Annotated in this window: 7 protein-coding genes; 2 read left to right on the top strand and 5 right to left on the bottom strand. The window is 56.5% G+C overall.

Translation table 11 applies throughout. The annotated features are described in order from the left end of the window. Nucleotides 1-76: 76 nt before the first annotated feature. Nucleotides 77-730, bottom strand: a complete 654-nt coding sequence (locus tag KJ653_00260) for a DUF3800 domain-containing protein (protein MBU0684274.1) — start codon at nucleotides 728-730, stop codon at nucleotides 77-79. Nucleotides 731-1,421: 691 nt separating this feature from the next. Between KJ653_00260 and KJ653_00255 the strand changes: the two genes are divergently transcribed. After that, entirely contained in the window at nucleotides 1,422-2,816 is a 1,395-nt protein-coding gene (locus KJ653_00255) for an aspartate aminotransferase family protein (protein MBU0684273.1), read from the top strand. A 28-nt stretch (nucleotides 2,817-2,844) separates the two neighbouring features. Here the strand turns inward: KJ653_00255 and KJ653_00250 are convergent, their stop codons facing one another. From KJ653_00250 to KJ653_00235, 4 genes are all read right to left on the bottom strand, one after another. Beyond that, nucleotides 2,845-7,839 carry a DNRLRE domain-containing protein gene (locus KJ653_00250; GenBank protein MBU0684272.1) on the bottom strand — a complete coding sequence of 1,665 codons (4,995 nt, stop codon included), beginning with the start codon at nucleotides 7,837-7,839 and terminating at the stop codon, nucleotides 2,845-2,847. A gap of 553 nt (nucleotides 7,840-8,392) precedes the next feature. Next, nucleotides 8,393-13,198 carry a DNRLRE domain-containing protein gene (locus KJ653_00245; protein MBU0684271.1) on the bottom strand — a complete coding sequence of 1,602 codons (4,806 nt, stop codon included), beginning with the start codon at nucleotides 13,196-13,198 and terminating at the stop codon, nucleotides 8,393-8,395. Between the two features lie 373 nt (nucleotides 13,199-13,571). After that, complete coding sequence (locus KJ653_00240; protein MBU0684270.1) at nucleotides 13,572-13,844, bottom strand: hypothetical protein; 273 nt, start codon at nucleotides 13,842-13,844, stop codon at nucleotides 13,572-13,574. Nucleotides 13,845-13,943: 99 nt separating this feature from the next. After that, nucleotides 13,944-14,492: a metal-dependent hydrolase gene (locus tag KJ653_00235; protein MBU0684269.1), complete on the bottom strand. Its 549-nt coding sequence runs from the start codon at nucleotides 14,490-14,492 to the stop codon at nucleotides 13,944-13,946. A 130-nt stretch (nucleotides 14,493-14,622) separates the two neighbouring features. On the opposite strand from KJ653_00235, the gene KJ653_00230 reads away from it, so the two are divergent. Continuing rightward, nucleotides 14,623-15,121 (top strand): rubrerythrin family protein (locus KJ653_00230; GenBank protein ID MBU0684268.1); only part of this gene is annotated, 499 nt, incomplete at its 3' end.

The following is a 15,121-nucleotide window of genomic DNA, read 5'->3' as shown; positions in this document are numbered from 1 at the left end:
GCAGGTAAGTCCTGGCTGGTCATGGTGCGCCATGAGGTGCACGGGTAATAATCCGGCCAGGGTCTGCGCTTTTCTCTCAGCTGAAGAAGAGCCGTTTCTCGGTCATAACCTTGTGGGCGATTATGTCGTAGTAGCTCGAATCCCTCATTTCGAACTTCCTTTGAATCGCTCCGGCGACATAGTCCGCGACCTGAAGTCCTCTTGAGTTCTGGGAATCGAATCTGGAAATGCGCACTCTCGGGGGAATCGCTCCGAGCTCGTCGCAGCGATGACGGATTGCGCCTTCCAAATATCTGTCGAATCCATGTCCAAGTGAGCGGTCGAGCGGTCTTGCGTCGAAGACAATGTCATAGTGACGGACCGACCTGTCCAACCAAACCACATCGCAGACCAGTTGCCCTGCGAGATGACAGTAGAACTCATGGCCTCTCCCAATCCGTCTTTGGCCAGCGCGCGCCTTATCCACTGTGAGGCTTGCGACTGCAAGGTCTTGAATCGCGGCAGTTTCAGTCAGCACTGCCTTTCTGATCTCGGGGCTGGTGCTGTAGAACTTGAGCTCAGGCTTCCTTATGAGACTCTTCTTCAGCCTTCTTCTGCGAATCTTCTTCGGGATACGGTCGAGCAACTCGGGTTGTCGAGTCATCACGGCGCAGAGAGTGATGTATCTCGACGAACCTGTGCCAAATCCGAAATCGCCCGACTCATCCACAAAGACGAAGCGTTTCTGCACGCTGGGGAGTGCTGACCGTCGGTCAAATGGGTTGTCACTACATGTATGCCATGTAGCACGATGCTACCTCTTGGGGGTGCTCCGGATTCATCTGAGAGACGGGGGCGAGGCTGTTCGATCTGAATGGGCGCAGGGGATTGCCGTACGACCTCAGGGAGGGGATTGATTTGAACTCATCATCCTTCTTTGTCCTGGAGACCGACTGGAACTCAACCGGGCCCCAGGAGTTCCTGTTCGGGGTCGCCGTCGTGTCGAACGAGACGATGTCCCAGGAGTTGCACTCATCTAGCGTGGTGTACGTCGAAGGCCCTCTCGATGGACCGCTCCCAGGTCCTATCGGAAACGAATCTTGCCACCGAACTCGGGAATCAGAAGCACTGCGGATATGCCCAGGATCGCAGCTAGGCCGAAGACCTCAAGGATAAGGAGAGGTGGTGCGCCTATCAGTCTCAGAACAAGGATTGAAGCCACCACCAAGATGGTAAACTCGACAAGGCGGGTTCTCAGGGCCGAGCTTGCCGTTGCCTCCTTTTGCTCTTCCACAGCTCCCACAGTAGGCGATTATCCACTGCCCTATTCAGTCCTTCGCCGTTAGTCGCTTGTTTCATTTCCGGAATCAGGTCTGATTCTTTATCTGCATCCGAGCGTATTCGCCTCCTCAGCTCAATTCGTACAGAGCGAGCGTGATGATTTGGCAAAGTCATGGAAACTCAAAGGCCCCAAGATCATGGTCGACCCGCCGGGACCGAAGTCGAAGGCCGCGATGGCGAGAAAGGAGGAGTTCGTCACCGACGGACTCAAGGTCCAACTGCCGGCCGAGATAGATGTCGCCGAGGGACCGTTCCTTCGGGACGTCGACGGCAACGTCTACCTCGACTTCACCGTCGGACTCGGCGTCCTCAACTGCGGCCACAGGCCCAAGGAGGTCGTGAAGGCGTGGAAGGACCAGATCGACAAGTTCGAGCATATCTGTTTCATGGTCTCGACTTACGAGCCTTACCTGCGTCTTGCCGAGGAGATGGCCAAGATATGCCCGGGAGACCTGAAGAAGAGCCTCTTCCTCGCCAGCGGCTCCGAGGCGATCGAGAACGCCGTCAAGATAGCTCGAGCTTACAGCAAGAAGAGATGGCTAGTGTCCTACACAACCGCGTTCCACGGCAGGACCTATCTCGACATCTCGCTCTCCGGAGAGGAGATGCGGTACCGAGAAGGCTTCGGCCCACTGATGCCGTTCATACAGCTCGTCGAATATGCTTACTGCTACAGGTGCCATCTGGGCCTGGAGTACCCGTCCTGCAATCTCGCATGCGCTGACGTCATAGAGGAGGCGGTCACGAGCGAGCCATTGAAAGGCGATGTCTGCTGCCTGATCGCCGAGCCAGTCCAGGGGTCCGGCGGGTTCATCAACCCGCCCAAGGGCTACTGGGAGCGGGTCAAGGAGATCTGCGACGACAACCAGATACTGTTCGTCGACGACGAGATCCAGGCGGGCTTCGGCAGGACGGGCAAGTTCTTCGGCATCGAGCACTGGAAGGTCGAGCCGGACTTAATCGTCACGGGCAAATCGCTCTCGATGGGCCTTCCGATCGGAGCCGTGACGGGCCGGGCCGAGATCATGGACGCCCCTAGCCACGGGAGCCTCGGCGGGACATATGGAGGCTCTCCGATCGCTTGCGCTGGCGCGCTCGAAGCCATCAAGCTCACCAGGAAGGCGCTCCCCAACGTGAAGTTGCTCCACAGCGTCATCAAGAGGCGCATGGACGAATGGAAGAAGCGGTTCGAGGTGGTCGGAGACGCCCGGGGCCTAGGGGCGATGATGGCAATCGAACTCGTCAAGACGAAGAAGGGGAAGGAGCCGGCGCCCGAGCTGGCAAGGAACATCCAGATGAACTGCTTCAGGAAAGGGCTCTACTTGACTTCCGGGGGCAAGCTCAGAAATGTCGTGAGACTGCATCCTCCGCTCACGATCAATAAGACGCTTCTCAACACGGGACTAGATATCCTTGAATCCGCGCTCGAGGAAGAGACGCTCACTTCGGGTTCGGTCCGTCGGTCTTCGGCACCTCGCGCTCGCCGTCCGCACTAGTTCTTGTGATCGTGTTGACCGTGGCCTTCTATGGCTTGACCGTTCCCTTGGCTTTTGTCTGCATGGTTCTCCAGATGCCGCTCATCTTCGCCTTCCCCTTCTTCGAGTGATCCTTCACGAACGCCTGGATGAGCACTTCGACCCCTGCGAAGTCCGTCTCTATGTCCCCGGTCCAATTGGCCAGCTTCTTCTTGTAGATGCGCTCGACCGTCCCTATGAACTCGCCCAGCGGCTTCTCGATTCCGTCTGGGATGTCTCCCTCGTAGACCAATGCCACGAAGGTCTTCTGGCCTCGGCTGACGAGCACCTGGTACTCCTTGAATCCGAAGGTCTTGAGCTCGTTCGTCGTGGCGGACATCGAATCCTCCACGAAGTTCAGGACAGCCGTGAGCATTCCGCTCAGTATGTCCTGGTCTATCTCGCCGGCGTGTGGGTTCGCATGCCTTCCGATCAGGAACCCGTCATCGTGTATCAGCATCATGTCCTGGACGATGAACGGCTTCTTCCTGCGGTTCACAGCCACTGCGAGCAGGCCGAGGGCGGCGCCTCCGGTCATGAGCAATCCTAGATAGAGCCATGGATTGTCCTTCGCCGCGATCGCAGGGGCCTTCAAGACAGTGACAGTCATGATCTTTGTATCCATGAGCCCCCCTTTGTCTCGCACCCTGATCTCGACATTGACAGTCTTGGAGTCAACGCCATCGGGTACGAACCCCTTGGGGAAGTTCAACACGAGCACACTCCCGTGGACTTCGATGTACTGGTCGTAGTCGCAGTGTGCCAGGAACTCGAATTCTGTGTCCTCGACGTCCGGATCTTCTACGAACAGCGCCAAGTCCATCGCGACCTGGGCTCCCTCTGTCATGTTCTGGTTGGCGGGCGGGCTCAGGGATGGTGCGTCGTTCACGGGGATGACCTCAAGTGTGATGGTCTCCTCGACGATCGAGCCCTCGAGGTCAGTCGCACGTACGGTCACGGAGCAGATGCCGTTGTAGTTCTCGTCGGTCACGAACTGGACGGTGCTGCTTCCCGCACCGACATATACGATTTCGGCGGTGACGTTGGGCGAAGATGTGAATGCGAAGAATGTCAGCGGGTCGGAGTCCTCCACGTCGTTGAAGTAGTCCTCGAGGACCGACCCCGCAGGATACCGCGTCTCCGGTGGTAGCGCGTCTTCCTGGAACGAATGGTCAGGCGGATCTCTCGCGATCGGTGGGGGGTCGTCTCCGATGGTGATCTGGATTGACCGCGACGCAGTCAGCTCGCCGTCGCTGACCGTGATTATCACGTCTATGACCGACCCGTTCATCGATTGAGGATACAGCAGTGATATCGTCATCCCTATGACTGCGATGTGTGTGTCGTCCGTACTTATCGACAACGTTTCGGTCGCAATGTCTGGGTCATAGATGTAGGGTGTGAGGTCGAAATCGTACCTGTGGTCGTACTGGACCCTGAGGTTGGGAACGTCGCCTATTGACGGCGGCTGGTTCACATGCAGGATGGTCACGGACATCGCCTCCTCGGACCTTGCCCCTTCGGGGTCTTGAGCTATGAATACGATGTACTCAGTGCCGGACCAGTCGATGGGCGCTGTGAAGTCCACGGTGTGGTCTAGGTTGATGTTGACCTTGACTTTGGAGGCTCCTGAGGCGTAGTAGAGGACAGTATCGTCCGGATCCGAGAAGTAGTTGCTCAGGTTGAAGTAACCTAGCTTGTACTCGCCTTGGTTCATGATAAGGTCGGGCAACCGGGTCGATACGGGGGTCATGTCGTTCGAGACGGTTATCCTTACGACCGTTGAGCTCTCGAGCTCGCCGTCGCTCACCGTGACGACCACGTACTGGTCTGTGCCGTTGAGACTCTGTGGATAGGTGAAGGTGATCTTGAGCCATGTGACCGTCGTGTAGGGATCACTCGCGACGTCCGTTCTCAGGGAGAGTTGCTCGTAGGTGTTGTCAGCGTCGTGGATGTAGTACTTGAAATCGTAGGTGTAGTCGACTCCCCAGGTAACCACGAGGGGCGAGATGTGGTCTATCAGCGGCGGGTCGTTGACCGCCTGGATGTCCACTTTGATTGTGGTCGTTGCCGTCAGCCCGTCCGAGTCCACGACAACTAGATTGAGGATGTTCACTCCGTTCATGTCTTTCTTGGTGCTGAACTCGATTACCAAATCGCCGGTTTTGTTCTCGCCCGCGACCGTGATTACCCTCTCGTTCGTCACATACCATCTCAGCTCGGAGTGACTGTCTTCAGTGTCCGATACGTAGGATGTGATATTGAGCGTCCACGAACCGTAGTCCTCCGGCTTCACCTGGTCAGGGATGGGACCTGAGAACACGGGTGCGAAGATTGGCGAGAGGACATTGATGAAGAGATCGCTGGTAATGCTCCCTACGGATGCCGTCAGATACCCCTCCTGTCCGCCGGCGCCAGTGAGCAGCTGCACGGCTGGTCCGCTGGTGGCATTCAGAGTGCCTATCGCCGGGTCTGCTGCCCAGCCGACGGGGGCGTCCGTGATTTCGTTCCCCAATCCATCGTATACCGTTGCCGTGTAGTTCTGGGACTCGAATTCCATCAGCTGGGTGATCGTTGGCTGGATGATTATGTAAGAAACGGATGCAGGAATGATTGTTATCGGCGGGCTGATCCCGGACGCACCCTCCGCGCTGGCCATTATCCTGATGGTTTCGACGACATCGTATGTCTCCCCAAGCTTGGTCACAAACCCGTTCACGCTGATGTGTGCGGTGGTGTCCGATAGCTCAGAGCTCGCATCCATTGTTCCGGTCGCGTCCAATGCGTGGAGCTGGATGGAGCCCGCCCAGTTGATTATCGTGGAGTTGGTCTCGTCCCTAGCGTAGATTCTGAACTGGAACGGCTGCCCCGCAATCACGACCGTGACCGCAGGCTCTATGTAGAACGAGCTCGGCGTGACGGAGTACGATATGTTCACGAGGTTGATGAGCGGCGTGATCCGCGTGTCCGGCGTGGAGATGTCGATTCGGATCATTATCGACTTGTTCGAGAGGAACGAGATATCATACGATCCCCCGCCGCCCAGAGGTGACCAATAAGCGCCGTGATCGGTCGAGTAGGCGTACTGGACGGAGCCCCCCATCTCATTCTCGTCAGTGGTGATAGTGATCCATTCCCTGAGATTGAATATCGTCTGGTCCTGCGTGAATATGGTCCCGAAGGGGGCGTACCTTTCATAGTTGACCGTCATCCCTAAGAAAGCCGGCGTGACCCAATCCTGCCAGCTGGTGAGCACCAGCCTGTACTGGAGGTACCTTGCGGTCTTGCCGATTACGACTCCTGTGTTCGGTGACAGTGTGCCCCCCCAGGTCTCCCATGAGGCGTCTCCGGGCGTGGTCGAGTTGCCGACTCTTGCCTTCATCTCGAGAGATGTGGGGTTCCCGATTGGGTCGATCCTGAAGTAATCCCATTCCGCAACAGGGCTTACCGATGCAGTGCCTGAGAAGATCACGGCCCCAAGCATCAGCCTGTTCATAAATGGCACTCGCGGAGTGTAACTGAATGCAAGTGTCCATGAGACCCCGTCCGCGCTGTAGAACATCTTGATTGAACCGCCATTGCACTCCATGCCCAGATACGCGGAGACCTGGTTGGACCACGCGACAGTCCCTAGGTTGCTGCGGGCTCCGCCCTCACTCACCTCGCCTACGATCTTGGCGTTGCTCCCGGTGCCCGAGAGAGAGAGCGCTATCCAGCTCCGGTTGTCATCAGCTAGTAGGATTCCCGCGCCCATCGCGGCGGCAGAGAAATTCGTAGTGATCCTTGTTGATGCGTTGAAAGAGCCTGTGATATTCTGATAGAGGAAGTTCGCTCCCAGGTCCTTGAGGTCGTGAAGCCCTTCGCCTGTCATGTGCAGCCAGCCAGGCGCAGTCTGGCCGATGTCCCAGGCGCCGGACCCGGCTGACGGGTCGTTGAGCCAGCTCCATTTCGTGTTGAGCGTCGAGCCATTGAACTCATCCGACGCCCTAGAGAGGGTTGAGTTCGTCCAGCTCATCAAAGTGAATAGTTCGTTAGTCCCTGGACCGAGGGCGCTCGACTCGTACAGCCCGCCCGATACGGGCATTGTGTAGTTGATGATCAGCTTCGGCCGCTGCGCCGCATTGCTATCATCAGATGACACAAAGGGCTTGAATGCGTTTCCAGCCACGGAATCAGGAACGATGATGATGCCGTTGTTCGTCACAAGGCCCCGAGTCCAGAGGTCGACCAGCCTCGACATATCCATCGGGTGCCAGCCGACGATGTTCTCGAGCGTGCGACGATAGAAGGAGAGCGGGTCGTAGTCACCACCGGGGGTCACCCACGTGTTGCCGGTCGAGTAGAAGTTCCAGTTGGATTCCATCTCCACCCAAGGCTTCGTGACCGAATACACGTTGTAAGCGAATGTCTCTGCCCTTCCGCCGCTCTTGAGGTAAAGCCAGAGCACGGCGTCGTGCACGACCGCTCCTGCGGGCACCGGTGTAAGATCGAAACGTAGCAAGGCCCTCAACTCCTTCCCGTTTTCGCTGTCTAGGAACAGCGTATTCGAATCCCCGTAGTTCGTGTTCTTGTGGTCCTCGTCCATGTAGTTGTCCTCGCCCTCAGGTCCGGGCTGGAGCGTTAGATTGTAGACCTGCTTCGATGAATCGTTGAGGATGATCGACCCAGGAATGGATGCTATGTCGAGGCCCTGTTGCGTCACTCCTTGGCTGTAACCAGCGGCGGAGTTCTCAACGAGTGTCTCGTTCCCATACTGCAACGCCCCGAACCCCTCCCCAACGACCGCATTGGTTGTCGTGTAATTCGCGGGGTCATTGAAATCCCACACGAGGCTCCTCGAGCCGTCCGCGTTCTTGATCTTCGTCGGCTCAGAGGAGACACCTGGGACTATGGACAGGAAAGGTGACAGAAGGAAGAGCGCGCAAACAGCGGATGCAAGCAGGACTCTTGATCGTCTGCTTCCGATGCTAGCTCGTACTGACGCATTCGGTGAATCTCCGGACATTCAGCGTGACCTACCCGTATCGATTCGCAGGATTGAACTACTGACCCGGACAGTATATATACCATCGAGGCTCCGTTCTCGGTTTTGAGAATACTGCTGGCTTGGGACTTCAGGAAACGTCCAGATGCCCTATGGATTGCCAGAACACGACGAATATGGAAAAAGTATAAATATGGCCGATAAGGGGAGTCTGAACCAAGCGTCTGGTTGAATCCGTCAGTCGATATCCAACCCGGTCTTGTTATTGTCAGGATCGTTGGTGTCTTTGTGCGACTTCAATAGTCATCTCTGCATTGGCATGTGCACGACGCCTGCAGCAATGCCCGTGGACGCTGCTCTGGTCGCGGCGAATGTGAGGTTGAGCAATTTCGAGATTGCTGGTATTGCTGCGAATTAGTTGTGAGGTTCTCACCTTGAGGGTGCTTTGGCAAGGAGAACAAAAGACTCCTCATGCAATTCCTGAAAAGGGGCGTACGGCCCGAACCGCTTCTGTCGTCTCACGTGAGGAATGCCCGATTTCTTCTCATCGGCCTGATATCTTCCCTGGCTTCGTTTACGTGGCCTTCCAGATGCCGCTCGTCTTCGCCTTTCCCTTTTTCGAGTGCTCCTTCACGAACGCCTGGATGAGCACTTCGACCCCGGCGAAGTCCGTCTCTATGTCTCCAGACCAGTTGACGAGCTTCTTCTTGTAGACGCGCTCGACGGTCTCGATGAACTCGGTGAGGGGCTTCTCGATGCTGTCTGGGACGTCCCCCTCGTAGACCACTGCCACGAAGGTCTTCTGGCCCCTGCTGACGAGCACCTGGTACTCCTTGAACCCGAAGGTCTTGAGTTCGTTCATCGTGGTGGACATCGAATCCTCCACGAAGTTCAGGACGGCCGTGAGCATCCCGCTCAGTATGTCCTCGTCCACCTCGCCAGCGTGCGGGCTCGCGTGCCTTCCGATCAGGAACCCGTCGTCATGTATCAGCATCATGTCCTGGACCACGAAAGGCTTCCTGCGCCGGGTAATCGCATAGGCTGATACGACGGCCGCGGTTCCCGCGGAGCCAAGAAGACCCAACCAGAGCATGGGGTTCTGGTTTGTGGCGACGACACGCCTCGTTACTATGATTGTCATGTTGTCTGTGCTTATGAGATTGTCTTGGTCGGTCACCGAGACAGTCACAGTGATCGTCCTGGATCTCTCCCCATCCATCAGGAAATCCTCGGGGAAATCGAGAACAATGATTCCTCCATGGATGCTCATGAACTCAGGATATTCAGAATCCAGCACCCACCTGAAGTCTGCCAGGACTGAGTCCGGATCCGTGACGTTCTTACTCAACTCAAGCAGTGAACGAGAACCTTGAATCGCCGTGAAGGAGTCGGGCAAGCTGAGCACAGGCTGGTCTGGCACGCTCAAAACCTTGAGGACCACGGTGGTCTCCGCGAGCGCGCCCTGTCCGTCTGTTGCCCTGAATGTCAGATTTGCCAAGCCGTTCCAGTTCTCCTCTTGGCTGAAGTGAATTGACCAGTTTCCGTCAGTGGCCACGACCGTGGCTGTGATGTTCTTTACAGAAACAAACGCGCCGTATGTCAGCGAATCGCCATCCACATCCATGAAGAAATCGTCAAGGTGTCCAAGTACTGGATAGTCTATGGGATTGTCCTCAAGGAACGAGTGGTCAGGCGCAGCCATTACCAGCTCTGGGGGGTAATCGCTGGATATAGTCACGTTTATCGTCCACCAGTCAGAAAGGAGGCCGTCACTAACCGTGATGTTCACGGGCACCTTCAAGCCAGTCATGGCACTAGGATACAACATCGAGAGCAACGTGCCAATGGTCCATGCGTGCGGGTCTCCGGCCGTCACGATGAGCGCCTCGATATCATCGTCCAGGTCCCCGATGTAGGGGCTGAGGTCGAAGTCGTACCGCAGTCCATATCTGACGACGAGGTCTGGAACATTCGATATGGTCGGGGGCTGGTTCACTGCAAGGACCTTCATGTTTAGAGCGCTTTCGACCCTCGCTCCTTTGTCGTCTTTTGCCGTGAATACGATGTATTCCTGCCCGGCCCAGTTGTTAGGGGCGTAGAAATCAACCGTGTGGTTGAGCTGGATTGTCACCCCGACATGCGTGTTACCATTCGTGTAGTAGAGGTTGGAACCGTCAGGATCGCTGAAGTAGTCGTCCAGGTCGAATGCTCCTCGTTTGACATCGCCTTGATACATGACTTGGTCCGGGAGTGGTCCAAAAGTCCTTGGCACCTGGTCGTCGGAAACATACACCCGGATGACAGTCGAGGCAACGTACTCTCCATCCGACACCGACAGGAAGACAGTCTGCTGCGTGCCGTTGAGCCGCTCGGGATATAGGAATGTCAGCCACAGGCTTGTGACATGGACGAATTCCGCGCTTTGAGTGTCCACCCATAGAGTGAGTTCTTCAGGGGATGCATCGACATCCCTCACATAATACGCGAGATTGTACTGATATGGATCATCGTATCGCACAACGATTGGATCGATCGGATCAATCTTCGGAGGGTCGTTGACCGGGGTGATTTCAACCCTGATCGTCGCCTTGGAACTCATCCGGTCCGAGTCGACCACCCAAAGCTCGAGCAGGTTGATTCCGAACATGTCCTGGACTGTCGTGAACGTCATGAACAGGTCTCCCGTACGGTTCTCACCCGTCACTTTCACGACGGTCTCGTTGAGTGTGTACCACCTGAGCTGCGTGAGGTTATCCTCATTGTCCGAGATGTAAGGGCTGAGGTCAATGGTCCACGAACCGAAATCCTCTGGTTTGATCTGGACGGGAATGTCGGGATCGATTTGTGGAGATTGCTTCAAAGGTGAGACGAAGATGAACATCGACGCTGTCAAACCCGCTGCACTTACAGAGAGGTATCCTGAGGACTCGGTCTCCACGGTTGTCAGGTTCACCGTGCTTCCGGTCGTCGCATTGAGCGATCCGAGCCCTGCGTCTGCATGCCATGTGAAAGAGGTGCCCGTTATGTTGTTCCCGAGCGCGTCAAAGACCGTCGCTGTGAACACTTTGCTGGAGTTCTCGACCAGTGTTGTGACGTTGGGCTCCATCATGATCAAATTGGCAGGTCCGGGGACGACGGTGATGCTTTGGCTGATCCCAGATGCGTCGCCTCCAGAAACGAGCACCCTGATGGTCTCCGCGACGTCATATCTCTCGGTGGCAACCGTCAGCTGACCACCCATCGGGACCGATGCTTGCGTGACTGCCAGTTCCGATGATGCGCCTCCGGCTCCTGAGGAATCGACCGCGTGAAGAGTCACTGGACCCGTCCATGTCGCAGTGTTGTTGCTCGTATCCTTCGGCTCGATGTACACTGAGAAGAGCTGGCCTGCCACGACCGTCGCTGGCGCGTTCACGTAGAACCCCGCGTGCGATATCCTGTACACCACCTCTATTGTGTCGATGGATGGGGTGACCGAAGTGTCTCTCGTGCTCAGCTCGGCCCTTATCATGAGGGTCTGTACTGGTATGGAAAGAGCGAACGAGTTCCCGGAACCGAGACTAGTCCAGCTGCCGCCATGGTCTGTCGAGTAGAGGTACTCAATGTCGCCAGCCGAGAGGGTCTGTGTGACCATCATCGACTCCCATATCTGGAACGAAGGCGGTGCCACCCCACTGGTGGTTATGGTCCCGTTGGTTGCGAACCTCTCGTAATGACACTCGAAGTATGAGAACGTAGGAGACAGCCAATCACAGGTAGTTCTCAGTGTAACCCGGTATTGGATGTATCTGCCTGCACTACCGATGAACGCTCCGGTGTTGGGACCGAGCGGAGCGCTCCACACGGGCCACGAAGGATCCGTCAGCAAGGTCGAGTTGCCCGTCCGGGTGCTGACCTCGAGGATCGTCGTCTGTCCCGCCGGTAGGATTCTCACGTAGTCGAACTCGACGACCGGCTGTGATGTGGAACCACCCGAGAACACTAAAGGTCCAAGTGAAACGCTGAGCCCGAAGTCGTACTGAGGAGCGTAGTTACCAACAGTGACCCAGGTCGCACCATCCGTGCTTGCCAAGAGCTGATAGGTCGTCCCGTTCCTCTCTATCCGCAGGATCGCCGTCGTGTCCGACCAGGATGTCGAGCCGAGGGAGGTGTTCGTTCCTCCCTTCGATACCTCGGCGACAATCCGCTCACTCCCTTGGACGCCTGTCATGTATATCGAGAGCCAGGTGATGGCATCATTCATCATCATTAGGCCAGCGCCCATGCTGTCGGACGAGAAGTTGGCCTGGAGTGTGGTCTCAGCCGTGAAGTTCCCTGTGATGTTCTGGTGCAGGAAGTTGCATCCCGTCGTCGCGTTGGGGCGATATGTAGACTGGGACCCAGTAACATTCAACCATCCAGCGCGGTCGAAGTTGACCGAACCGCCCGAGAGCGTAGGATCGAGCGTCCACTCCCACTTCGAAGAGAGGCTACTCCTGGAGAATTCGTCCGACGCCTTCGAGGAAGTCCCGTTGTTCCAGGTTGCGATTGTGAAGGTCGAGTTGGTCCCTGGTCCAAGCGCGATCGATTCGTACGCTCCCACCGCCTCGCCGAGCGTGTAGTTGATATCGAGCTTCGGCCTCTGCTCAGGCCTGTTCGTGATCTCGCAGTCGACGAAGGTCTTCTGGGCATCTCCTAGCGCTGGCTTTGGGACTATGATGAATCCTATGTTCGGGGTAGTACTCGGGGTTGTATTCCTAAGCCAATGGTCCACGAGCCTCGTCAGGTCAAACGTGTGCCATCCGGACGCGCCGTCTATTGTTCCCCACGAGAACGGCTCGGCGGAGAAGTCTCCGCCAACACTACCCCAGCTGGAGAGCGAGGTCCGGGTTCTCCAAGAGACTCCGTCCTCGGCCCAGCTCGAGGTAATCGCGTGGATTGTGTAGTCTACGACTTGCGCTCTACTCGGCTTCTCATACAGGTGTAGCGTGGCCTTCTTCACGACTGCATCAGCTGAGACGTCTGACAGGTTGAACTGCATGACGATACTGCACCGCTTGCTGGAGGCGGGGTTGGGATCATATTGGGAGTTGAGTACCAGATCTCCTCCTTCCGGAGGCGTCCAGTATGGGAACCACTCATCGAGGTAATTATCGATTCCCTCAGGACCTGGCTGAAGCGTGATCGTCTGCACTGGCAACGAGGCGTTGTCTATCATCATCGAATCCGGAACGGCCTGAAGCTCGAGGTTCGTCCCAGTGCCAAGAAGGTACTGGGCCGTCGAGTTCTCACCAGTGGTCTCGTTAACAGCCACGAGCCGGCCCAGTCCGCCCGAGACGGACGAGTCGTAGAGCGCGTAGTCCCCAGCGCTGGTGAAATTCCAGAGGACGCTTCTGGTCATGTCCCCGTTATCCCGTATGTCCGGGTCGGATGAGGTCGACGGTGCAATTATTGGGAGCGATGACAATAGCATCAGGAATACTAGAACCCCTGCAGTGGGTCGTCTGCTACGGATGCTCCTTCTCGCAATGGAGCGGTCTTTTGATACTGTGATACTCATGAAGGCCGTGCCACCCTCGTCGGTGAGTGAGTAGAAACTAGGCCCCTCTGGGCTATATAAATCGGAGAGACGACGATATCGAAATTGAGAATGCTGCTGGCTCGGTGTGAGGTCCGATAGCCAGAATCCTGCGAATTCCTAGAATGTCCATTGGACCGCAAACCTATTAATAAGTCAAGAAAAAGTGGTTTGAACCACACAGATGGTTGAATATTCAATCCGAGTCAGTTTCGCTGAGCTCGTTGTCGTCCACGGTCTCATTGTGCGGCTTCGCCATCCATCTCTCATAGTTATGCATGAGGTGATCGAGCGCGGTCTGCTGCCCGTGCGTGCTCTGTGCTGGCATGGTCGAGTTCTGGCCAAGGTGCTCCTTGTGTATATCTATCGCTTTCTGCTGGGGCACATGAACCACGCCCGCTACGGCACCTGTCGCGGCTACGCCCATCACGGCCAAAGCAAGCAGGACTGCCTTTGCAATTACAAACATCTCTTTGCCTCCCCAATGTCTCTGAATGCTATTCTGCGACGGGGGTAATAGCTTTTTCCTGCTCAAACCCCGAACCGTGACCCAAGACCTCGTACTGACCTACATCCTCAATTGAGCACAGAAGCCTCTCATTATCTCAAAAAAGTGCATCATTGCGCGCTTCGTTTCCTTCCTGAAGACGGCTATAACAAGCAGCCCAAGGAACAGCAGGGCGAACCCGCTCTTAGACAGGAAATCCGTCATGCCCATCTCGACATACGGCTTCAGTCCGTACTTCAAGTGGAACACGAAGTTGATTCCTCCTTGCGTGTTGAACGTGAGCTCGGGGTCGAAGTACAGCATCTCAGTCGTGAACGGCCACGCAAAGGCTACCCCGCCCATATCCAGGACGATGTGGGATGCCAGGTAGAACTGGACCAGCAGGGCGCTCAGCATCCACTCTGGCCGCTTGAACCTCGAGTACAGGATCAGCCCAACGGGGATCACGAGCACAGGTATGAAACTGTGGAACACCGCCCTGTGGAGCTGGAACGCAGCATCGAAGTCGGGAAGGATCGTCAGAGGGGCGAACAGGAGGACCTTCTTCGTATCGATCCTGAGCGCGAGCAGGAAGAGCAGCGGAAGCACCAGGTGAATCAAGGGATCCATGTCGGATGGGCGAAAGGAATCGAACATTATGAAAGGATGCCCAGGCGTTGGGGGCCACATCGGCAAAAACTCTTTATTGGACCGTCGCGCTGAGAAGGACCATCTTTCTGATAAGGGGAGAATGAGACTCATGCACAAGATGACTGAGAGGAATCTGAACGAGGCTTATGCCGGAGAGAGCATGGCATACATGAAGTACAACATCTGGGCGGACAAGGCCGACCAGGAGGGCAAGCCACAGGTCGCGAGGCTGTTCAGGGCCATATCACAGGCCGAGAAGGTCCACGCGACGAACCACTGGCGAGCGCTCAGCATGATCCAGAGCACCAAGGACAATCTGCAGCACGCCATGGACGGCGAGAACTACGAGGTCGATGAGATGTACCCGGCCTTCAAAGTGGTCGCCGAGAAGCAGGACGAGAAGGGTGCGATCAGGAGCACGCACTGGGCGCTCGAGACGGAAAAGGTCCACGCGCAGATGTACGCGAAGGCGAAGGGCGCAGTGGAGTCAGGCAAGGACGCGTCGTTCGGCGAGATATGGGTCTGTCCAGTGTGCGGATACACGGGCGAGGGGGAAGCGCCGGACCTCTGCCCGATCTGCGACGCGAAGAAATCCACTTTCAAGAAGT

It is taken from the genome of Candidatus Thermoplasmatota archaeon (assembly GCA_018814355.1).
In the GTDB taxonomy this organism is placed as follows: domain Archaea; phylum Thermoplasmatota; class Thermoplasmata; order UBA10834; family UBA10834; genus COMBO-56-21.
Note: the sequence above shows the minus strand (reverse complement) of the source record. Positions and strands in the feature narration are given on the sequence as shown.

Excerpts from the sequence above, each read along its gene's own strand:
- KJ653_00250 (MBU0684272.1), bottom strand. The coding sequence starts at position 7,839 with ATGTCCGGAGATTCACCGAATGCGTCAGTACGAGCTAGCATCGGAAGC.
- KJ653_00240 (MBU0684270.1), bottom strand. The coding sequence starts at position 13,844 with ATGTTTGTAATTGCAAAGGCAGTCCTGCTTGCTTTGGCCGTGATGGGC.
- KJ653_00235 (MBU0684269.1), bottom strand. The coding sequence starts at position 14,492 with ATGGATCCCTTGATTCACCTGGTGCTTCCGCTGCTCTTCCTGCTCGCG.
- KJ653_00245 (MBU0684271.1), bottom strand. The coding sequence starts at position 13,198 with ATGACCAGAAGCGTCCTCTGGAATTTCACCAGCGCTGGGGACTACGCG.